Raw genomic sequence first — 22306 nt, 5'->3', positions numbered from 1 at the left:
AAGTTCATTTCATCTAAATAGGTCCAGACAGCGTCTGGCAGCATAGCCCTGATATTTTTTCCAAGCTTATGTTGTTTACGAATAAATGTGGATGAGATTTCCATTATTGGGGCATTTACCCGATGTACTTTTGGGTGTGAACTAAATTGATGCTCTGAAGAGCCTTCAGAAATACGGGGATAAAAATAAATTTCATGATTTTCCAATATTACCTCATAATTTTTCCATTTATGAAAGCTCTTTAGATTATCCTCCCCCATTATCAGGCAGAATTTACGGTCATTACCATATTTTTCTTCCAGGTGAACCAGTGTATTTATCGTATAATTTGGCTGTGGCAGTTCAAATTCTATTTTGCTGGCCTTGAGTTTAGGATATTCTTTTACAGCTTCAAACACCATCTGATAACGATGATTATTATCCAGCAAGGTTTTCTTTATTTTAAACGGACTCTGGGGTGTAATCACAAACCATACTTCATCTAGATCAGAAAACTCCACCAAATAATTGGCAATGACCAAATGACCAATATGTATTGGGTTAAAAGTCCCAAAAAAAAGTCCTGTTTTCTTCATTTAAATATATGAACCTAGAATTTTTTAATGCACTATAAAGACTTTTCGCTGCAATACCTACTTTCTCTGTACACCAATAAAATTTGCGACTAAATCATGTGCCTCATTAAGTGCCGAATCCAAATCGTAGTTTTTAATAACTATATCAAACTGAGGTGCCGTGGCTAATTCTACTGAAGCTTTTGCGATTCGCATATTTATCTTATCATCACTTTCTGTACTGCGTTTTTTAAGCCTTATTTTTAGTTCGTCTACACTTGGGGGTTTTACAAATACGGCAAGGGTCTTTTTGGGGTATTTTCTTTTTATTCGCAATCCACCGGCAACGTCGATATCAAATATGACATTTTTTCCTTCGGCCCATAATCGTTCTACTTCACTTTTTAATGTCCCGTAAAAATTATCTCTGTATACTTCCTCCCATTCCAGAAAATCATCATTTTTTATATGCTTCTTAAATTCATTAGTAGTCATAAAATAGTAGTTTTCCCCATGCTTTTCCTTACCCCTTCTTGGCCTTGATGTCGCGGAAACGGAAAAAGCCAAATTGAGTTCTTCCTGCTTTAACAGATATTCTACTATTGTTGTTTTACCACTTCCTGAAGGAGCAGCAAAAATGATAAGCTTACCTCCTCCCATTATAGTACATTGAGCATTTGTTCCTTAATTTTTTCGAGCTCATCCTTCATTTGTACCACCAACTGCTGCATAGGCGCATAATTGGCCTTAGATCCAATTGTATTAATTTCCCTGCCTATTTCCTGGCTGATAAAGCCTAACTTTTTACCATTAGAATCAGCGGATTTCATTGTCTCAATAAAATAGTCTAAATGATTCCCTAATCGAACTTTCTCTTCAGTGATATCATACTTTTCAAGGTAATAGATCAGTTCCTGTTCAAAACGGTTAGCATCTACTTCCGTCTTTAAATCAGCTACTGCTTTTTCCAAACGCTCACGAATAGTTGCCAATCTATCCGGATCCATTTTTACAACTGCATTTAAAAGATTCTTTATTGATGAGATTCTTTCAGCAAAATCCTTTTCAAGTACTATACCTTCTTTTGAACGAAAACTAATAATTTCTTCCAAAGCTTTCTTAAGGGCGTCTTGTATGATCTTATACTCAGAATCGTCTATATCCTCCCTGTCCGTTTTAAGAGCGTCGGGTAATCTGAGTGCCATTTCCATAAGCTTAACATCATCTCCATCAGCGATAGATCTGAGCTGCTTAATGTATTGTTTAACCACCCCTTCATTTACAACAGAAGATGCCTCATCTCCCGTGATTTCCACATATAAACCAAAATCTACTTTACCTCTTACCAATGAATTTGCAATTGTATTTCGAAGTTGCAATTCCTTCTCTCTGTAGGCCGAGGGCATACGGGCATTGATATCCAGATTTTTGCTATTCAGGGATTTTAATTCGATGGTGATTTTCTTTGACGGAAGCTGCACCACGTGCTTCCCAAACCCTGTCATGGATTGGATCATAAACTATATTTAATTTTGATAAAGGTACTAAAATCTATAAGGGATTTTCCGGAACTCAGACTAATTCGCTACAATTCCCTGATCCAAATATTCCTGTAGCTTACCCGGCTATTATCTCCATGATCCTGAAGTTTCAAGGGTCCTTTACCATGGGGTGGATTTTTTGGCCATCCTATATAAGGAGTAGTGCCTTTAATTTCTACATGATCCTGTACTAAGACACCATTATGAATAACCGTTATTGTACCCGATTTGATTTTACCCCCTTCTGAATTGAATTCCGGGGCATGGTAAATAATATCATAGGTGTTCCAATCTCCTGTAGGAACGGAAGCTTTTGCCAAAGGAACATGCTGTTTGTAAATTGAACCCACTTGTCCGTTTACATAAGTATCATTGTCATTGTTGTCTAAAACCTGAACTTCATAAAGGCCCGATAAAAATATGCCACTATTTCCCCTGTTCTGGCCTTCTCTTTGTACTTCAGCCGGAGATCTCCATTCAATATGCAGCTGTACATCCCCGAACTTTTGTTTGGTCTGTATATCCCCGGTTTTATCTTTTACAGTCATGCTTCTGTCATCGTTCAGATGCCAGACAACCTCTGAGCTATCATTAGACATCTCCCACAGATCAAAATCACTCCCATCAAAAAGAACAATAGCATCGCTGGGAGCACCGTTATTACCTATTGGATTTACTACAGGTGGTACAGGTTCATAGAATTCCGTCTGTTCAGGTTCTGTAGGTTCTTCTCCAATATATTCTTCATGTACAACTACTTCCGGGGAGGTAGTTTGTTGTGGTGCTTCTTTATCTTGTGATTCCCCTTTACAGGCCAAAAATAATACCCCGAGAGAGAATAAATAAAATCTAGTCATAATTATAATAGCTCTTTAATCTTAATATTTCTATACCCAATGTTTATCATTTCTCCATGATCTAAGGTATATTTTTCATGGTTTTGTTGTATTAAACTCCCAGGATTTTCTTAAGCATTGTCTTATCTATGTCTCCTCCGGCAAAATCATCGAATGTTTTTTCAGTGGCTTCAATGATGTGATCCTGAATAAAAATAGCTCCTTCCCTGGCTCCCTGCTCCGGACTCTTTATGCAACACTCCCATTCCATAACTGCCCAAACATCACAGCCGTATTGGGTTAATTTAGAGAATATAGATTTAAAGTCGATTTGTCCATCTCCCAAAGACCTATAACGGCCAGCACGGTCACCCCAATCATTATATCCTCCAAAAGCACCTTTTTTGCCTGTTGGGTTAAACTCCGAATCTTTTACATGAAAGGACTTAATAAATTCGTGATAATGGTCTATATAGGTAATATAGTCTAACTGTTGTAAAACAAAATGGCTTGGGTCATACAGAATGTTTGCACGCTTATGATTCCCTGTGGCTTTCAGAAAGCGCTCAAAAGTATCACCATCATGTAAATCTTCTCCGGGATGTATTTCATAACAGACATCTACCCCCTCTTCATCAAAATGATTTAAAATTGGAAGCCATCTTTTTGCGAGTTCTTCAAAACCCATCTCTACCAATCCCGGTGGTCGTTGTGGCCATGGATGCCATGTATGCCATAATAGAGCCCCGGAAAAGGTGGCATGTGCACTAATTCCCAGTCTTCGGCTGGCTGTAGCTGCTTTTTTAACCACATCAATGGCCCATTCCGTGCGTGCTTTGGGGTTGTTTCTTAAAGCATCGGGGGCAAAATTATCAAACATGAGGTCATAAGCAGGGTTCACGGCTACCAATTGCCCCTGTAAGTGAGTAGATAGTTCGGTAATCTCCAAACCATATGAATTGATAGTCCCTTTTAACTCATCGCAATACGTCTGACTTTCCGCAGCCTTGTCCAAATCAATTAAAAAATGTTCCCAGGTCGGGATTTGAATTCCTTTATACCCCAGATCGGATGCCCATTTGCACATTCCTTCAAGTGAATTAAACGGTGCTTTACTATCTACAAATTGGGCTAAAAAAACGGCGGGTCCTTTAATTGTTTTCATGATACAGTTCTACTTGGTTAATCAAATTTATATTTTGTTAGGTTTCAAGAATTAAGTCCTATATTTAATGGGTAAAAACTCAACTATTATTTCTTCAATTGGGAAGTGTTAAATATAGCAATTACATCAGAATTAAAATAACAATATAGCATGAATCAGAAGGAGAAATATGACGCCATAGTTGTAGGCACCGGAATAAGTGGAGGATGGGCCGCCAAGGAATTATGTGAAAAAGGTCTGAAAACCCTGGTTCTTGAACGAGGTAGAATGGTGAAGCATATTGAGGATTATCCTACGATGAATATGGACACCTGGGATCTGCCTAACAACAATGAGTTATCGCGGGAGGATCGAAAAAAATACCACAAGCAATACCGGGTAAACTGGGCACCAAAAGAAGATGTAAAACATTTTTTTGTGAATGATTTGGAGCACCCTTATGTAGAAACTAAACGTTTTGACTGGATTCGCGGTTACCATGTTGGGGGACGTTCACTAACCTGGGGCCGGCAGAGTTATAGATGGAGTGATCTTGACTTTGAAGCTAACTTAAAAGAAGACATTGGTGTAGACTGGCCGGTACGTTATAAGGATATTGCTCCCTGGTATGATAAGGTAGAAGAATATATTGGGGTTAGCGGAGAAAATCTGGGATTAAGCCATCTCCCGGATGGTAAGTTTCACCCCCCAATGGATCTTATGTGCCCCGAGGAAGATCTGAAAAATGTATTATCCGAGGAATTTGATGATGGCCGGTTACTCACTATTGGGCGTGTGGCCAATATTACTGATAAAGAAGGTAATATAGAAGGAAGAAATCCTTGTCAGTTTAGAAACAGATGTTGGCGGGGATGCCCTTTCGGAGGTTATTTCAGTAGTAATTCTTCTACACTTCCTGCAGCTGAACGAACAGGAAACATGACATTGCGGGCAAATTCTATCGTTTATGAAGTTATTTATGATGATAGTACCAAAAGAGCAACCGGAGTTCGGGTTATTGACAGAGAGACCCATGAAAAATTTGAATTTGAGGCAAAGGTTATATTCTTATGTGCCTCAGCAATGGCCTCTGTTGGAATCCTTCTTCAGTCTAAATCTGAACGTTTTCCGAATGGTATAGGCAATAATCACGACCAGTTGGGCAGAAATATAATGGACCATCACTATCAATTAGGTGCTTCTGCCAGGGTAGAAGGGCATCTTGATAAATATTACAAAGGCAGACGCCCCAATGGTTTTTACATACCTCGGTTTGTGAATTTAGACGCTAAGACTTCCAACAAAGAGTACCTAAGGGGTTTTGGTTACCAGGGCGGGGCAAGCAGAGAAGACTGGACCTTATCTGTTGCAGAACTGAATTATGGAAAGGACTTAAAAGAAGCAATTTTAAAACCCGGGAGTTGGGAAATTGGCGCCACCGGATTTGGTGAGATGCTACCATACCATGACAACAGAGTTACACTCAGTGCTACTGAAAAAGACCAATGGGGATTACCACAGTTAGACTTTGATGTTGAATTTAAAGAAAATGAATATAAAATGCGGGAAGATATTATCAAACAAATCACAGAGATGTTTACTGCTGCAGGTTTCAAAGACATAAAACCCTATGAAAGAAGTACCGGTCCGGGTCTCGGTATACATGAAATGGGCGGGGCGCGCATGGGATGGAATCCAAGAACGTCTGTGGTTAATAAACATAATCAAGTTCATGATGTGCCTAATATTTATGTTACAGATGGTGCATTTATGACCTCAGCAAGCTGCGTTAATCCTTCCCTGACGTATATGGCTTTTACAGCCAGGGCAGTCAGTCATGCAGCCAAAGAAATCAATGCGGGAAAATTTTCATAAACCAAAAGTGTATATTGTATGAAAAATGCATCAGCTAGAAATTTGTGGGGAGACTATTTAGACAAACACCTGGAATACGCCTTTTCACATGAACCTAAGGTTACGCATATTGGGAATAATGAAAAAGAAGTAAACGAGACTCTAAAACTGATTTTATCTGGTAAAAAAAGGGCCACCTCCCATTCTCTGTTAGGGCTTCAGCATAGAAAAGAACCGTTACCAAAGATTGGAGATTTTACCGTACTTACAGATTGGAAAGGAGATGCCAAATGCATTTTACGGACCGTAGCTGTTAGGCTTAAGCCATTTTTTAGCATCAGGGAGTCTTATTCAAAAATTGAAGGCGAGGGCGATTTATCTTTAACCTATTGGAAAAATAAGCACTGGGATGATTATACCAAAGAGCTGGAAGCATTTGGAAGAGTTCCAAGAGAGAGTATGATCGTTGTATGTGAATATTTTGAAAAGGTTTTTGAACGATAGTCTGACATAAAAATACCCCGAATTTCGGGGTATTTATAACTTATAATCAACCCCATTACTCCATATCCACCCAAACATTGCCTTCTTTATTGGATTGGACAGTGGCTTCGATAAAATTAAGCCCCCGAACACCATCCAGCATAGTTGGAAATTCGCCATCATTATAATCTTCTCCACGAATAGCCCTGGCAGCTCCTAAATAAATATTAGCCATAGAATCGAAAATCCCTTCGGGATGGCCAGGTGGCAATTTAGTGCCATCAAGAGAGAGTTCAGAATTATAGGCATGTCCCGGTTTATATATTTGGACAGGTTCTGTATCGCTTAATTTATAGAGAAAATTAGGTCTTTCCTGTTCCCAGACAAAAGCAGCTTTCTCCCCGTAAATTCTGATCGCCAATCCGTTCTCTTCACCTGTGGCCACCTGGCTGCCTCTTATTACTCCCTTAACATGATCACCCAAACGTAGTAAAACGGTTCCATCTACGTCCATTTCATTGTCTTCATAGAGGTAATTAAAATCACACAATAACGATTTTATCTTTAATCCTGTTGTATATTCTATAAGATTGAAAGCGTGAACACCAATATCCCCCATACAGGAGCTTATTCCGGCCTTTTTGGGATCCAGTCTCCATACAGATGCGCGTTTTTCTTTATCATGGATTATTGTGTTAATCCATCCCTGGTAATATCGGGCATCTACCTTATGAATTTTGCCTAATGCTCCATCTTTGATCATCTCGCGCATTTGGCGTACCATAGGGTAACCCGTATAAGTATGTGTTACAGCAAAAACCGTTCCCGCCTTTTTGTGAGCCGCCTGCAATTTTTTGGCCTCTTCCAGGGTTGTGGTCATTGGTTTTTCACAAATTACATGAAACCCATTATCTAACAGCTTCTTGGCCATTGGAAAATGCAGGAAATTGGGTGTAAGGACAGAGCAAACCTGCATTCTTTCTTCTTTTGGCAGCTTCATTTCCCCTTCTACAAGAGTATCAAAATCCCTGTATATTCTATTTGTCGGAACATCAATTTCTTTCGCAAATTCCATGTTCTTTTCAAAAACAGGATTAAAGACGCCACCCACTATTTGGTAATTATCATTAATATGTGAAGCCACTCGGTGCAATACTCCAATAAGAGAATCTCCTCCTCCTCCTATTATTCCCAATCTAATTTTTTTTGCCATTTTTATTTATCTTTTTTATTTATTAAATATCCTCTTCTGCTTCAAAGCCATTACCAAATATGACAATTTCTCTCCCGTTACAATCTCAAATATGAACTAATATAGCCTGCTCAATTTATATAAAAAATCTAAGATTTATAAGCAATTTTTTCGTTTTTAAACAAGAATGCAAACAATACAGAAACCACCAATGCAAAAGCAGCAGGAAACAACCAAATCCTTTCCCAATTATGTGAAATATCTTCCAGGGTAAAATAATCTGTTATTCTTCCGGCTACCCAAAATCCTATTAACATACCCACTCCATAGGTGGCGAGGGTAATCATTCCCTGAGCAGCACTTTTATATTGTTGGCCTGCTTTGCTATCTGTATATATCTGGCCCGATACAAAAAAGAAATCATAACAAATGCCATGTAAAGCAATGCCGAGAAGGAGCAGGAAGGAAAATTCACCGGCATTTCCGTAGGCAAAACAGATATAGCGCACAGTCCAGGCTGTCATGGCAACTATCATGGTTTTTTTAAAACCAAAGCGCTTAAAAAAGAATGGTAAAAGGAGCATAAAAAGTATCTCCGAAATTTGGCCAATCGTCATTTTACCTGCAGGGTTTGAGACCCCGATTTCTCCCAAAAACTGGCCGGCATGCTGGTAATAAAATGCCAGTGGAATACAAATAAAAACTGAAGCCAGAAAGAATACTAAAAAATTTCTGTCCTTTAAAAGTCTTAAGGCTTCCAAACCTATACTATCCGATATCCTTATTCTTTTCCTCTCAATAATTGAAGGAGGTGTCCTTGGTAATGTAAAACTAAAAAATCCTAAAATGCCAGACGCAAATGCAGTCATTAAGAATGTGTTTTTTAGATAGCCTTTAGTTAACCCCTCAGCAGAGTCCCAATGGAACAGATAACTAATCGCCAAACCGGCTACTATCCAACCAGCGGTTCCAAAAACGCGGACAATTGAAAATTGTTTTGCCGGGTCGTCCATTTGATTAAAGGATACTGAATTTACCAGTGCCAATGTTGGCATATATATAATCATATAGCCCAAGATATAAGGATAAAAACCATTAAAACTTGTAGCATAAGCCAGCTGAACCATTAATAATGCTCCAATAAGGTGTAGCACTCCCAAAATCTTTTCTGCATTGAAATAGCGATCTGCAATGAGCCCAATAATAAATGGAGCAATTATAGCCCCCCAGGATTGCGTGGAATAAGCCATGGCGATTTCAGGATCGCTTGCTCCTAAGCTATTGGGTAAATATATTCCCATAGTAACGAACCAACTGCCCCAAATAAAAAATTCTAAAAACATCATCGCTGAAAGTTGAACCTGAATTATTCTATTCATGAAAATTTCAGCTATCGTTTGTAAAAAATATAGTCTAATGAAAAAGGTTCCAATTCATTATCCCTGAAATTCATGGCGATCTGCGACCTGTGATGTGTAGAATGATTTATAATATGAAACAATATATCCTGTAAGGTATTTGTAAAAAGCCTCCCCTCTTTATTCTCATAGTCTATCCTTAATTCAAAATCTGCAGCATTCGTCGTTATTTCAAAAGAACTTCGCTGATTTTCATAATGAATATCTCCCCATTTTTGGATAGGATGGATCTGCCATACTTTATAATCAGCAGTTTTTCCGAGTATTCTTGAGTTCCATATATTATGCGCATTTAGGATATGGCTGAATAACATTATGCTTTTCTCCGGAACCTTTTCGAGTTTTATACACTCCTCGATGAGTTTTTTATTGCAATAAAAATTGTAATCAAAAAGTTGATTAAAAAAAACTTTCATACGAAATGATAAGTGGTTAGGTTGTTTTTTCAGACGCTTTAAGCAATAAATCCCTTGTTGCTATAATACCCTCTTCTTCGCTTAATTCTCTGCCCTCGTACTCAACGCCAATATAACCGGTATAACCGGCATCCTTGACAATTTGAAGCATCCGAACGTAGTCTATTTCAGTTTCATTTCCATTTGCATCAAAATCGTGCGACTTGGCACTCACAGCTTTAGCATGAACCATTAATTCCTCTACACCTTTATAAATATCGTATTTCTCTGCACAACCGGCAGCGTAGTCTTTCGGATCTTTTCTTTTAATACAGAAATTACCAAAATCTGGTAACGTACCACAATTTGGCATATTAACCTTGGTCATAACCTCGGCCAGCATGGCGGCATTTGAAGAAAGCCCTCCGTGATTTTCCACCAGGATATTTATATTCTTAGTCTCTGCATATGCAGAAAGCATTGAAAGGCCGTCTATTGAATTAGCTTTCCATTCAACAGGATCTGAACTTCCGGAAAGATTAACCCTGATAGAGTGGCAACCCATTGATGCTGCTGCATCAACCCATTTATGATGATTTTCTACGGCTTTTTTACGTTCTGCAGGATCGGAAGTCGCCAAATCTCCCTGCCCGTCAATCATAATCAAAAGATTCTTTAAACCGTGCTTCTCGGCTTCGGCGTTGCATTTATCCACAAAAGACTGCATAGCTTCCTTTGAAAAATTTGCAGCCTCCAACTCTTTGTTATAAAGCTGACTTACATACTCCAACCCTTCAAATCCCCAGTTCTTAGCTTTCTCAGCAAAGGTATAAGGATCAACCCCATCTGAATTGATCATATTGTGAATAGACCATTGCGCCAGCGATAATTTAAAAAAAGGAGCTGCTGTTGCAATAACTTTTTCTTCAACCGCTTCTTCCCCTTTTTCAGTTTTCTTTGCATCCTTGCAGGAGTAAATTCCGAGTAGAGAAAAACCTATCCCGGCCTGTGTACTATTTCTAATGAATTTTCTTCTTTTCATAAGTCTGTTTATATTGATTGGTTAAAATGTTTCACAACCGATTGGATACCAAAATTTTTGAACCGAGTTTTCAATGCTTTTTAGAGTAAAAATCATTCTTCAGCACATAGCCAACATTACATTTTTATATTCTCAGTTTACAATCTATTTAAATGCAGAATCCATAAGTTAATAAGCCTTTAAATGTAAAAAATTAATTTTATATTTGATGCTTTTAGCATATAAACAATAGTAAAATATGGGCAAATTTTATTACAATGAAGAACAGGAGTCTTATGATGCTATTGTTGTAGGCACCGGAATTAGCGGTGGATGGGCAGCAAAAGAATTATGCGAAAAAGGACTTAAAACATTGGTCCTGGAACGAGGGCGAATGGTAAAACATCGTGAAGATTACCCTACCGCAAATATGGATACCTGGGATTTTCCAAATAACGGAGAACTACGCCCTGAAGAAGCAGACAAACAGTTAAAGCAAGCGCGCACAGGTTATACCACAAGAGCCCCGCATAATTTTTGGTTCGTCAATGACCTGGAACATCCATATAATGAAACAAAACGATTCGACTGGATGCGAGGCTATCACGTTGGAGGAAGGTCCTTGTTATGGGGCCGGCATAGCTATCGCTGGAGCGATCTCGATTTTGAAGCAAATAAGAATGAAGGGATTGGCGTGGACTGGCCGGTTCGTTATAAAGATATTGCCCCCTGGTATTCCAAAGTAGAAACCTATGTGGGGATAAGCGGTGAACCTTTAGGTCTACCACAATTGCCCGATAGTGTATTTGAACCCATGATGGAATTGAATTGTGTAGAGCAACACGTCAGGGAAAAGGTTGCTGAGAATTTTGGTGGGCGTGTAATTACTGCGGGGCGTGTGGCCCATATAAATAGCAGTAAACAATTTGAGGGCGATGGAAGAACCAAATGCCAATATAGAAACCGTTGTATTCGCGGATGTCCGTTTGGTGCATATTTCAGCAGTAACTCATCTACCCTGCCGGCAGCCGAAGCCACCGGAAATATGACTTTGAGACCAGATTCTATTGTTCATGAAGTTATGTACGATCCAGATACCAAAAAAGCAAGCGGTGTAAAAGTAATTGACAGGGTTACCAAAGAAACCTTTGAATTTAAAGCCAAAGTAATCTTTTTATGTGCTTCGGCCATTGCCTCTGCTTCTATTTTAATGCAATCTAAATCGGACCGATTCCCCAACGGGTTGGGAAATGATTCAGATCAATTAGGCCGCAATATAATGGACCACCATCTTGGGGTGGGTGCTGCTGGCAAATATGATGGATTTGAGGATAAATTTTATAAGGGTAGAAAACCCAACGGTATTTATGTACCCCGCTTCCGGAATATAGGTGGTGATTCCAATGTAGACACTTTTAAGCGTGGATACGGCTATCAGGGAAGTGGCAGCCGAAGTAACTGGGAGGATGTTGTTTCTGAATTGTCTCACGGTAAAGACCTGAAAGAGGCAATCCTTAAACCCGGAGGCTGGACCTTTGGGATGGGTGGTTTTGGAGAAGTATTACCTTATGAAGATAACCGTATGACTCTTGATCATGATAAATTAGATGGTTGGGGACTACCTACGGTGACTTTTGATGCCGAGCTTAAAGACAATGAATTGAAAATGCGTGAAGACATGAAAGATCAGGCATTTGAGATGCTGACAAAAGCCGGTCTCAGAGATGTTGACGCTTTTGACAAACCTGTAGCCCTTGGTTTGGGGATCCATGAAATGGGAACCGCAAGAATGGGCAGAGACCCAAAAACTTCTGTAGTTAACGGGTTTAACCAGGTTCATACTGTAAAAAATGTTTATGTTACAGACGGGGCCTTTATGACTTCTGCTGCCTGTGTAAACCCATCATTAACCTATATGGCTTTCACAGCCAGGGCAGCCGACCACGCTGCTGAACAACTTAAAAAAGGACTATTATAATGGACAGAAGAGTAGCAATAAAAAATATGGGGCTGGCACTTGGATATACCGTGGCCACTCCTACATTAGTAAGCCTTGTACAGGGATGTAAAAATGTAGAAACAGTTGACTGGACTCCTGATTTTTTTACAAAGGAACAGGGTAACATTCTTCATAAGTTAGTAGATATCATCCTGCCTAAAACAGACACACCTTCTGCTTCTGAAGTTAATGTGCATGTATTCATAGATCGTTTTGCCAACGAGATCATGGAAGAGATACAACAAAGTATTACAAAATTGTCTTTTGATAAATTTATTGCAAAGGCCCTTGAGAATTCCGGAAAAGACGAAGCGAATGACTTAACTTCTGAAGACCTGGAACCCGTCCTGGTAGAAGCCTTTCAGCTAGATGAGGAAGAGCAGATATTGAATGAGGACCTGGTCATTAAAAATCCCTCGGCAATGATTAAAGGAGAAAATGATGCGGTATCAGGTGCACCGGTTAGTTATAACTTTGCGAAGAATCTTCGGGATATGACAATTTGGGGTTATAAAACTTCGGAATATGTTGGGGAAGAAGTACTTGCTTACTTACCGGTACCAGGGGAATATATTGGATGTGGCGATCTTAATGAACTTACAGGGGGCAAAGATTGGTCCTTATAAATTATAGAATTGAAAAGAAGAACTTTCATAAATAAAACGGCTTTTGCTGCAGGCACCGTGTCTCTGACAGGGTCCTCTGCTTTTGGTTATTCCGTACAAAATGCTGCAAAACATTCTTTTCACCTAAAATACGCTCCTCATATTGGTATGTTCAAACACCATGCAGGGGAAGATCCTATCTCCCAATTGCATTTTATGGCAGACCAGGGATTTAGCGCATTTGAAGATAATGGCATGAGCGGCCGTGATATTAAGTTACAGGAAAATATGGCCCGTACCATGAGGGAAAGGAAGATGGAAATGGGGGTCTTTGTTGCCCACAAAATCTATTGGACTGAACCTAATCTGGCTTCCGGAGATAAGGATAAACGGGAAGAGTTTCTAAATGATATCAGAAAAGCCATTGAGGTTGCAAAAAGGGTAAATGCAAAATGGATGACTGTTGTCCCAGGTCATGTGGATCTCAGATTGTCCATGGGCTACCAAACGGCTAATGTCATTGAATCGCTTAAACAAGCCAGCGCACTCCTGGAACCTCATAATTTAATTATGGTCCTGGAACCTCTGAACTTCAGAAACCATCCCGGCTTATTTCTTTCAGGTTCTCCTCAGGCTTATGAAATCTGCAAGGCAGTAGATTCACCTTCTTGTAAAATACTTTTTGACATTTATCATCAACAAATTCAGGAAGGCAACCTAATTCCTAATATTGAGGCATGCTGGGATGAAATTGCGTATTTTCAGATCGGGGATAATCCCGGGAGAAATGAACCTACAACAGGTGAGATAAATTATAAAAACGTCTTCAAGTTCATCCATGAGAAAGGGTTTAAAGGCATTATGGGGATGGAACACGGAAATTCACTACCAGATAAAAAAGGTGAGTTAGCTGTAATAAATGCCTATAAAACAGTAGATGCCTTTATTTAAATTGCCTACTACTTTAAATATTTCAATTAGTTTTTTACGCCTCTGAAGTCTCTTTTTAATGAAAGGGGAAATTGGCAGCTATTTGGCAATTATATTTTTGATTTTAACATTTTTTATATCTTTTTTTTACAATTTGGTAATCCTTATATGGTTTTAATGCGTATATAAAATTGTTGGAAGTAACACAATTCCCCTAATATGGATAATTATTTTATTATTTTATTGATTTACTCAGCATTGATTATCATATCCTACAATGTTGTGAGACCTAGCTTCAAAAAATAGAGTAAAAACCTTTTTACTATTTTAAAACTAAGGTTTAATAGGAATCCGTACCCCAAAATTTAAAATCTCTCATTGCATTTAATCTGTTATTCCAAACAGGTACTTCTAAATGTTCTATAACGATTAATTTTTTTCTGCTGTAAACAAGTTGGACATAAGTCCAATCCATAAAAAAACACCTGCTGATAGGTCCTAAAGATGGGGTAGACCTACCCGAGGTGTCTTTTAATCAATAAACACTATTACACTATAACTGAAACGATATAGTATAGTCAGCCAATTGCATTTCAGTATAGGTTACGTTCATGAACCGCACATCAGACAATCATCATCTGCTTGTCCTTCCTTGGAGCGTGCGATCAATTCTTTCATTTCAGCTGCTGACATTGGTTCTGTATCCGGTTCCTGTTGCGCAACCGGTGTGGTTTCAACCGGCATTGCCACTGCAGCTTCAGGTGACGCAGCAGCAACCTCTGCTTCCGCAGCCACACTAATCGGAATCTCTTTCTTCTTGGTGTTATCCAAAGTAAATTTAATTGCGTCTACTGCAGCCTTCGTACGCAGGTAGTACATACCCGTTTTCAAACCACTCTTCCAGGCATAAAAATGCATAGAAGTAAGTTTGCCGTAATTAGCGTTCTCCATAAAGAGGTTCAGGGACTGACTCTGATCAATAAAATAGCCTCGTTGCCTGGACATATCAATTATGTCTTTCATACTCAGTTCCCAAACTGTTTTGTAAAGCTCCTTAATGTCTTCCGGAATATTATCTATGTGTTGAATAGAACCATTGGCGCGCATTAATTCCTGCTTGAGACTTTCATTCCATAATCCCAGTTTAACAAGGTCTTCCAACAGATGTTTATTTACTACAATAAACTCACCCGACAGTACTCGTCGGGTATAAATATTAGAAGTATAGGGTTCAAAACACTCATTATTACCCAAAATCTGTGAAGTTGAAGCGGTTGGCATTGGTGCAACTAACAGAGAGTTGCGTACGCCGTGCTTTTCTATTTTCTTACGCAATTTATCCCAATCCCATCTGCCGGATAATTCGTTATCCTTAATACCCCATAGGTTATGTTGAAACTGACCCTGAGAAATTGGTGAACCCTCATAAGTTGAATAGGCTCCCTCTTCTTTTGCCTGTTCCATTGAAGCAGTTACAGCTGCATAATAGAGTGTTTCAAAGATATCCTGGTTTAATTGCTTGGCTTCATCACTTGTAAAAGGCAGGCGCAACATTATAAAAGCATCTGCAAGACCCTGTACCCCCAAACCTATAGGCCGGTGGCGCATATTAGAATTTTCGGCCTCTTTAACAGGATAATAGTTTCTATCAATTACTCTATTGAGATTTTTCGTTACTCGTTTGGTAACCCTGTAGAGTTCTTTATGATCAAATTCTCCGTTTTTAATGAACATTGGCAACGCTATAGATGCAAGGTTACAAACGGCAACTTCATCAGGAGAAGTATATTCCAATATTTCTGTACACAAATTTGAAGAACGGATGGTTCCTAAATTCTTTTGATTGCTCTTTCTGTTTGCTGCATCTTTATAGAGCATATAAGGGGTTCCGGTCTCTATCTGTGACTCAAGGATCTTTTCCCATAATTCGCGTGCTCTAATCGTTTTTCTGCCTTTCCCTGCCGCTTCGTAGTCAGTATACAATTTTTCAAAATCTTCACTGTGATTCGTAAATAAGCCGGGGCATTCATTCGGACACATTAAAGTCCATTCAGCATCAGATTCCACCCTTTTCATGAAAAGATCCGGCACCCACATGGCATAGAAAAGGTCTCTTGCCCTCATTTCCTCTTTCCCGTGATTCTTTTTAAGATCTAAAAAATCAAAAATATCGGCATGCCAAGGTTCAACATATATTGCAAAACTCCCTTTGCGTTTTCCACCGCCCTGATCCACATATCGCGCCGTATCGTTAAATACCTGCAACATAGGAACAATACCATTAGATGTGCCATTTGTTCCGGCTATATAAGACCCTGTTGCCCTTACATTATGGATAGACAAGCCTATACCTCCCGCAGATTGAGAGATTTTTGCGGTTTGCTTTAAGGTATCGTAAATGCCATCTATACTGTCGTCTTTCATTGCCAATAAAAAGCACGAAGACATTTGTGGTTTAGGGGTGCCTGAATTAAATAAGGTGGGTGTTGCATGCGTAAAGTACTTCTTAGACATAAGTTCATAAGTCTCTATGGCCGCATCCAAATCATTAAGATGAATCCCAACAGCAACGCGCATAAGCATATGCTGAGGTCGTTCTGCTATTTTTCCATTTAATTTTAAGAGGTAGGAACGCTCAAGAGTTTTAAATCCAAAATAATCATACCCGAAGTCACGATTATAAATTATAGTAGAATCTAACTTGTCCGCATTTTCAGAGATCACCTTAAAAACCTCATCCGATAACAATGGTGCTTTTTTTCCGGTTCTGGGATTTATGTATTCATATAAATCCTTCATTGTTTCAAAGAAGGATTTTTTGGTATTCTTATGTAAGTTAGAGACAGAAATTCGGGCAGCCAATTTGGCATAATCCGGGTGCGCAGTAGTCAGTGTAGCAGCAATTTCTGCAGCCAGGTTATCCAGCTCGGAAGTGGTTACACCATCATACAGACCTTCAATTACCCTCATGGCAACTTTAACCGGATCTACCAGGTCATTAAGGCCATAACAAAGTTTGCGTACTCTGGCCGTGATCTTATCGAACATCATCGGCTCTTTTCTTCCATCTCTTTTAACTACATACATGTGGTTCTAATTATTTTTAAGTGCTATGTTGATTATTGAAAATTTTTTAATGGTCAATTACGCTAATTAAATGACCCAAATATCCCTATACAGTAACCGGAAACAATCCCAGGTTCCATATTTTAGAAATCAGCGTCGAAACTGATTTTTTGTGCATCTACATCTTTATCTTTATTTAGGACACCCGCTTTCTGATATTCAGAAACACGTTTCTCAAAGAAATTGGTTTTCCCCTGCAGAGAAATCATATCCATAAAATCAAACGGATTCGTAGCGTTGTAAACCTTATCACATTCCAGCTCAACCAATAACCTATCGGTAACAAATTCCAGATATTGGGTCATAAGTTTGGCATTCATACCAATAAGGCTTACCGGAAGTGACTCCGTAATAAATTCACGTTCAATATTTAAGGCATCTACAAGTATATCTGTGATCCTTTTTTTAGGAACCTTGTTAATCAGGTGTTTGTTGTGAAGGTGTACGGCATAATCACAGTGCATTCCCTCATCCCTTGAAATTAGTTCGTTAGAGAAAGTAAGCCCCGGCATTAATCCCCTTTTCTTCAACCAGAATATAGAGCAGAAGGCTCCGGAAAAAAAGATGCCTTCAACCGCGGCAAAAGCGATTAATCTTTCCGCGAAGCTTGGAGATTCTATCCATTTTAACGCCCAATCAGCTTTTTTCTTGATGGCCGGAAAATTTTCAATTGCTTTGAATAAAATTCCTTTTTCCTTTTCATCTTTAACATAAGTGTCTATCAATAACGAATAGGTTTCAGAATGGATATTCTCCATCATAATCTGGAATCCATAAAAGAATTTAGCCTCTGAATACTGAACTTCATTTACAAAATTCTCCGCAAGATTTTCGTTTACAATGCCATCTGAAGCTGCAAAAAAGGCCAATATATGCTTAATGAAATATTTTTCGTCATCGCTAAGTTTATTGTTCCAATCTGTCAGGTCTTCGTGTAGATCAATTTCCTCTGCGGTCCAAAAACAAGCCTCACATTTTTTATACCATTCCCAAAGATCATGGTGTTGAATTGGAAATATTACAAATCGATCATCGTTTTCCTGTAAAATTGGCTCGAAGGCTGCAGACATTTTTTTTCTTTTTTTTAAGTGTTAATGTAGGATGAGTTTTCCTAAATCTTGGGGTTCACAAAGATTCAAAAATGTTACCAATTTGTAAAGAAGGTTTTATTAAATACTACTCAAAGTTTTTAACACCACATGTTGAAATCTACCTTCGCCAGTGATGTATGCTGACTTTCGGGGAAACTCTGTTTCTGAAAAATAAATTGACTTTTTTGAGTAAAAAAAATTAAACCAGAAAGTATAATAAAACATACTTTATGGTTTATTTAGTTTGTAAAAACAATCACTATTGAATTAAGCCCTTAGTGCTAAGCTATTTGAAGTTAAGAATAGGTTTTTAATCCTCTGATAAAATAGTTTTATTCATTTTATACATGAATTAATTTCGGATATCATAAATCATAAAATTGTTGATTTCAATGACCCCTTCCCATGGGGAATTGATTTTCATCCCTGTTATTTACTTCGGTGTCACCATTTACTCCTGTGCCCTTAAAGACCACAACAATTTTTTGGTCAGACGCTTCTGACAAGGTCATACTCCCCTTGTATGACTTTTTTAAATCTTTCATTGAAGCTTTTTTACCTGGCAAGAAGATTTCTAATTTGCTCTTGGTTTTACTCTTATTTACTTCTTCAGCAGAAAGCGATTCAATAATCCTATTGATGGTAAAAGGGGTTCTATCCATTAGCCCTGGGGCATAAATTCACCAATACCGCTATGTGGTTATTATCCAGGATCTTGAACTGCAGCCCATCTTTTAAAAAGATCACCGAAGTACTATTTTCTGTGTTGAACTCAGTAATTAAAAGCTTTGTGTCGCCAATAACAGCCTCCACATTACCATTTAAAACATTCGAATGGGTTGCAATATTATCATCATAAGCCTTATCCGTATTGTATTTGGTCTCTCCCTTGCATGAAACCAAAGCTGTAACTAACATGGCTATAGCTGTAGCTATCATAGCTAAAAACACAAGGTTACTGGCTTTTATTCTTTGAGGTGTCATTTTGTTGTATTTTTAATTAATAAGTCTGATCGTAGAAAACCCATTTGGCATCGCCAGGTAATTCATTGACCACCGAGATTTTTTCTTCCTTATAATAGGAATGCTTATTGTTTTCTCCGTCTCCCCAGTCTACAAAAATGCGAGGGCCGTCAAATTCTCTTTTTACCAGGTTCCAACCTGGTTTTAATTGCGCATCGTATACGGTGGTTATATCGAAGTCTCTACCTTCCCCATATCTGTTTTCCTTAACACACCGACCATTAGCCGAAGTTTCTCCACCGGCATAGAACCATTCCAGTCTATATCCGGGAATATCATGATAATGATACTGCATTGGATTCCATCCGTCTATGAGTTCAATAGCGGTCGCCATATAAAGTCGCCCAATAAGCTGATCATTTATCTCTATACTGATGTAACCAATCATAACACCAGTATTAGAATTGCTATAATCAATATTGCCTTTGTCCCCGAAATAACCACAGCTAAGCCACCTGTTTTCTTTTATGGTACTATATGTTGCAATTTTAGCCGGTAGTTGCATGTCAAAACTGCCATCGGCTTTTACGGTGCCGATCTTCTTTTTATTTCCAGGATCATTTTGGTAACCCGTTAAACCGGCCATTACTATATCTGCTTCTCCAAAGGACCAATTATCAAATTTTTTGGCATTACCACTACTTATAATATAGTCCTCTAAATCATTTTTTGGGCTAACCGTTTTCTCACTATTTTCCTTTCTTTCAGCTGCTCTCTTATCCCTGTCTATTTTAGCCTGGGCTTCAAATGCCTTATTTTGCTCCGCTATTTTCTTCATCTCCGGCGTATTCATAATACTATCGTATTGTCGTTGGGCCTCCATGCCTTTTTTCTCCATGTCCTCCATCATGTCCTTCATCATTTTTTTCTGTTCAGGAGTTTGGCCTTTACAACTTAGGGCTACTAATACCAATGCTGCTAAAATATATTTTACTGATGCTCTCATATTACTGTGTTTTAAAAATTAATTCTCCTTTTTTGTTGGAAATCACTTTCGCCATGGTTTTACCGAGCTCCAGACGATCCCCGGGAACAAAATGCTCTTGGAAATCAAAGCTGTCCCGTGGAAAAAATTCCTTGTTGGTATACATGGTAATAATGGCTCCCTTACCCGGCATCACATTTTTTTCCTTCAGGGTATAACTACCCTCCAAAAGACCGATATAGAATTTGGCGTCAGCATATTTTGTATAAACCTCTTGCCGTTTCATTTTTTGAAAAGTATTAAAGAGTACTAAATGGGTTATTTTTTCTGAATCTCCATTGACCGCCAACACCACTTTGGTTTCTGTTGTAGTCAAGGTTTGGGCACTGCCTAAAAATATACTCGCCATAAAAAGAACCGCCACCCAGGGTATTGACTTCATTGATTGCTGATTTATGAGAACAAACAGGATCATTCCCCCATTTCCTCCATTTTAAATTGGTCTATCAAATCCCAGATTTCTTCCGCCGTTTCGGCATTGGATTTTACCGACACCCCGTATTGCTCTTTGAGCATAAACTTGATCAGGTATTGCCCGGCCGGTGGGGCCAAATATTCTTCCTTGGCCTTGATGCCGTTATGCAACAGGGTTTTTTCATAGCCGTATTCGCTTGAATAGTCGCGTTCCAGTTCGGCAATTTCGAGGTGATCACGAATTTCTCGCTTACCTTTATCAGTAGTGCCATCAACAATCTGTACCGTTATAAAAACCTCACCTTTTTCATAGCGTGCAGAAGTAGAATAGAGCTCTTGCAGTTTAAAGGGGTCGGTAATAAATCGAACCAGGGAATAGCCGGATAGTTCTTTCGGCGGTGACCAGCTTCGCCAAGAATCCGCTTCGATATACACATAGGAATTTTCGGCGGTTTTGGTCATGGGTTCAGTGTTGCTTTTAGCGGTGTTCTTTTCTTTATCGCCCCCAAAACCACAGGAACAAAGGCCAATGAGCATCAGTATTGGGACAAGCAATCCTATTTTAACAATTTTCATGGTCATATTCCTTATTTAAATACTTAGCCGCTACAGCCCATGGCTTCCATTTCCTGTCCGATTTTTAGGGTTTGGGGAATGATATATCGCGGTCTAAAAAATTCAATCATATATTTTATAACATGGACCGGCGTATCAGGTGAGCCATCAAAAACCGATAGGTCCCCGGCATCCTGTTGTTCCACCCCATCAAAAAATTTACTTATAATATATAATAGCTTTGTAAGAATTGGATGGCGTTTGTCACCAATCCATGGGTTGTCACTAACCTCTGTAAATTGGTCAATAGCGGCCCAAAAATCATCGCCTATTGATTTCAATTCCTCGTCGCTAAGTTGTGCCATCTCCTCCGGGCAATACATAATGGTGGTAGAGCTGGCCATGGCCAGGGCCTGCATGCCATAGGCATCGCATGCCGACATTGTAATATCGCCAATTTTATGCTCGTTTACTAGCTTCAAATATGCTTCAACATACAAAACCATAAGTGCTGTGCATTTCAGGTATTTGGTGTCCAGCGATGCTAAAAGCTCTGCATTTTCCTTGTTTTCTTCCTCCCATGCCTCCTGCCATGCGGCGGCGGCTTCTGATTGTGCTGTGTTGTCTGCTTCGGCCTGCGCCTGGTTATTTGCATTTTCCTGTGCTGCGGCCGCTTCCATAATGGCCCCCAAAATATCACCCTCCTGGGCCATGGCAATTGTATTGCAAAACAGGGCCAGTAGCACTATTGCCGTATGTGTTCTCATTTTCATGATTATAGTTTTATAGTTTCTTCACCAAAACCAAAACTATTGAATCATTGGGGAGCGTAATGCCACATATGTAACAATCTGTGCAAGAGATGTAACAGGATAAATAACCTGCTAAATACCAGTAGATTGAAGGTATTCCGATGGAGTTTTTTTATAGGCTTCCTTAAAACATTTTATAAAATAGGAAGGTGTATTAAAGCCTACGGCATAGGCTACCTCGTTGACGGTGGCGTCCGAGGTCTTTAAAATTTGGACGGCCTGTTTTAACCGTTGCGAGCGAATGAATTCCGTAGTGCTCAAACCCGTGTAGGTCTGCAGCTTTCGATGCAGCTGCATGCGGCTCATACCAACCAGGGTAGCGAATTTC

The 22306-nt window shown here is 39.1% G+C and carries 23 protein-coding genes; 5 read left to right on the top strand and 18 right to left on the bottom strand.

Going from position 1 to position 22306, the window contains the following annotated elements; all coding sequences use genetic code 11:
• From nadD to Q0X89_RS14620, 5 genes are all read right to left on the bottom strand, one after another.
• On the bottom strand, positions 1 to 575 hold a 575-nt coding region (nadD, locus tag Q0X89_RS14640), incomplete at its 3' end, for a nicotinate (nicotinamide) nucleotide adenylyltransferase (protein ID WP_297695476.1).
• Between the two features lie 57 nt (positions 576 to 632).
• Positions 633 to 1214 (bottom strand): guanylate kinase, encoded by a 582-nt coding sequence (gene gmk, locus Q0X89_RS14635; protein WP_297695474.1) that lies wholly within the window; start codon positions 1212 to 1214, stop codon positions 633 to 635.
• Positions 1214 to 2071: a YicC/YloC family endoribonuclease gene (locus Q0X89_RS14630; RefSeq protein WP_297695472.1), complete on the bottom strand. Its 858-nt coding sequence runs from the start codon at positions 2069 to 2071 to the stop codon at positions 1214 to 1216. Before Q0X89_RS14630 ends, gmk begins: the two co-directional genes overlap by 1 nt.
• Positions 2072 to 2139: 68 nt before the next feature.
• Complete coding sequence (locus Q0X89_RS14625) at positions 2140 to 2952, bottom strand: DUF1080 domain-containing protein (protein WP_297695470.1); 813 nt, start codon at positions 2950 to 2952, stop codon at positions 2140 to 2142.
• Between the two features lie 91 nt (positions 2953 to 3043).
• Complete coding sequence (locus tag Q0X89_RS14620) at positions 3044 to 4096, bottom strand: sugar phosphate isomerase/epimerase (protein WP_297695468.1); 1053 nt, start codon at positions 4094 to 4096, stop codon at positions 3044 to 3046.
• Between the two features lie 150 nt (positions 4097 to 4246).
• Here Q0X89_RS14620 and Q0X89_RS14615 point away from each other — a divergent pair, with 150 nt between their 5' ends.
• Entirely contained in the window at positions 4247 to 5950 is a 1704-nt protein-coding gene (locus Q0X89_RS14615) for a GMC family oxidoreductase (RefSeq protein WP_297695466.1), read from the top strand.
• A gap of 18 nt (positions 5951 to 5968) precedes the next feature.
• Positions 5969 to 6433, top strand: a complete 465-nt coding sequence (locus Q0X89_RS14610) for an ASCH domain-containing protein (protein WP_297695464.1) — start codon at positions 5969 to 5971, stop codon at positions 6431 to 6433.
• Between the two features lie 55 nt (positions 6434 to 6488).
• Here the strand turns inward: Q0X89_RS14610 and Q0X89_RS14605 are convergent, their stop codons facing one another.
• The 4 genes from Q0X89_RS14605 to Q0X89_RS14590 form a co-directional block, all read right to left on the bottom strand.
• Entirely contained in the window at positions 6489 to 7625 is a 1137-nt protein-coding gene (locus tag Q0X89_RS14605; RefSeq protein WP_297695463.1) for a Gfo/Idh/MocA family oxidoreductase, read from the bottom strand.
• A 128-nt stretch (positions 7626 to 7753) separates the two neighbouring features.
• Positions 7754 to 8983, bottom strand: a complete 1230-nt coding sequence (locus Q0X89_RS14600) for an MFS transporter (protein ID WP_297695461.1) — start codon at positions 8981 to 8983, stop codon at positions 7754 to 7756.
• An 11-nt stretch (positions 8984 to 8994) separates the two neighbouring features.
• Entirely contained in the window at positions 8995 to 9438 is a 444-nt protein-coding gene (locus Q0X89_RS14595; protein ID WP_297695459.1) for a DinB family protein, read from the bottom strand.
• A 16-nt stretch (positions 9439 to 9454) separates the two neighbouring features.
• Complete coding sequence (locus Q0X89_RS14590) at positions 9455 to 10459, bottom strand: sugar phosphate isomerase/epimerase (protein WP_297695457.1); 1005 nt, start codon at positions 10457 to 10459, stop codon at positions 9455 to 9457.
• Between the two features lie 238 nt (positions 10460 to 10697).
• On the opposite strand from Q0X89_RS14590, the gene Q0X89_RS14585 reads away from it, so the two are divergent.
• Genes Q0X89_RS14585 through Q0X89_RS14575 form a run of 3 tightly spaced genes read left to right on the top strand, consistent with a single transcriptional unit; the run spans position 10698 to position 13993 of the window.
• Positions 10698 to 12416, top strand: coding sequence for a GMC family oxidoreductase (locus Q0X89_RS14585; protein ID WP_297695455.1), 1719 nt, complete (start codon positions 10698 to 10700; stop codon positions 12414 to 12416).
• Positions 12416 to 13063 (top strand): gluconate 2-dehydrogenase subunit 3 family protein, encoded by a 648-nt coding sequence (locus tag Q0X89_RS14580; protein ID WP_297695453.1) that lies wholly within the window; start codon positions 12416 to 12418, stop codon positions 13061 to 13063. Before Q0X89_RS14585 ends, Q0X89_RS14580 begins: the two co-directional genes overlap by 1 nt.
• Positions 13064 to 13072: 9 nt before the next feature.
• Positions 13073 to 13993 (top strand): TIM barrel protein, encoded by a 921-nt coding sequence (locus tag Q0X89_RS14575; protein ID WP_297695451.1) that lies wholly within the window; start codon positions 13073 to 13075, stop codon positions 13991 to 13993.
• 588 nt (positions 13994 to 14581) lie between these two features.
• Here Q0X89_RS14575 and Q0X89_RS14570 read toward each other — a convergent pair.
• The 9 genes from Q0X89_RS14570 to Q0X89_RS14530 form a co-directional block, all read right to left on the bottom strand.
• Positions 14582 to 17059 carry a ribonucleoside-diphosphate reductase subunit alpha gene (locus tag Q0X89_RS14570; protein ID WP_297695449.1) on the bottom strand — a complete coding sequence of 826 codons (2478 nt, stop codon included), beginning with the start codon at positions 17057 to 17059 and terminating at the stop codon, positions 14582 to 14584.
• A 122-nt stretch (positions 17060 to 17181) separates the two neighbouring features.
• Positions 17182 to 18168: a ribonucleotide-diphosphate reductase subunit beta gene (locus Q0X89_RS14565; protein WP_297695447.1), complete on the bottom strand. Its 987-nt coding sequence runs from the start codon at positions 18166 to 18168 to the stop codon at positions 17182 to 17184.
• Positions 18169 to 18578: 410 nt separating this feature from the next.
• On the bottom strand, positions 18579 to 18851 hold the full coding sequence (locus Q0X89_RS14560) for a hypothetical protein (RefSeq protein ID WP_297695445.1): 273 nt from the start codon (positions 18849 to 18851) through the stop codon (positions 18579 to 18581).
• Positions 18844 to 19173: a hypothetical protein gene (locus Q0X89_RS14555; protein ID WP_297695443.1), complete on the bottom strand. Its 330-nt coding sequence runs from the start codon at positions 19171 to 19173 to the stop codon at positions 18844 to 18846. Before Q0X89_RS14555 ends, Q0X89_RS14560 begins: the two co-directional genes overlap by 8 nt.
• A gap of 16 nt (positions 19174 to 19189) precedes the next feature.
• On the bottom strand, positions 19190 to 20158 hold the full coding sequence (locus Q0X89_RS14550) for a hypothetical protein (protein WP_297695442.1): 969 nt from the start codon (positions 20156 to 20158) through the stop codon (positions 19190 to 19192).
• 1 nt (position 20159) lies between these two features.
• Positions 20160 to 20579, bottom strand: coding sequence for a hypothetical protein (locus Q0X89_RS14545; protein ID WP_297695441.1), 420 nt, complete (start codon positions 20577 to 20579; stop codon positions 20160 to 20162).
• Positions 20580 to 20608: 29 nt separating this feature from the next.
• Positions 20609 to 21193 carry a hypothetical protein gene (locus Q0X89_RS14540; RefSeq protein WP_297695440.1) on the bottom strand — a complete coding sequence of 195 codons (585 nt, stop codon included), beginning with the start codon at positions 21191 to 21193 and terminating at the stop codon, positions 20609 to 20611.
• Positions 21194 to 21210: 17 nt separating this feature from the next.
• Entirely contained in the window at positions 21211 to 21939 is a 729-nt protein-coding gene (locus Q0X89_RS14535; RefSeq protein ID WP_297695439.1) for a hypothetical protein, read from the bottom strand.
• A 111-nt stretch (positions 21940 to 22050) separates the two neighbouring features.
• On the bottom strand, positions 22051 to 22306 hold a 256-nt coding region (locus Q0X89_RS14530), incomplete at its 5' end, for a helix-turn-helix transcriptional regulator (protein ID WP_297695438.1).

Origin of the sequence: uncultured Eudoraea sp., assembly GCF_947258525.1 — a bacterium.
GTDB lineage: Bacteria > Bacteroidota > Bacteroidia > Flavobacteriales > Flavobacteriaceae > Eudoraea.
This window is presented reverse-complemented; position numbering and strand designations above follow the sequence as displayed.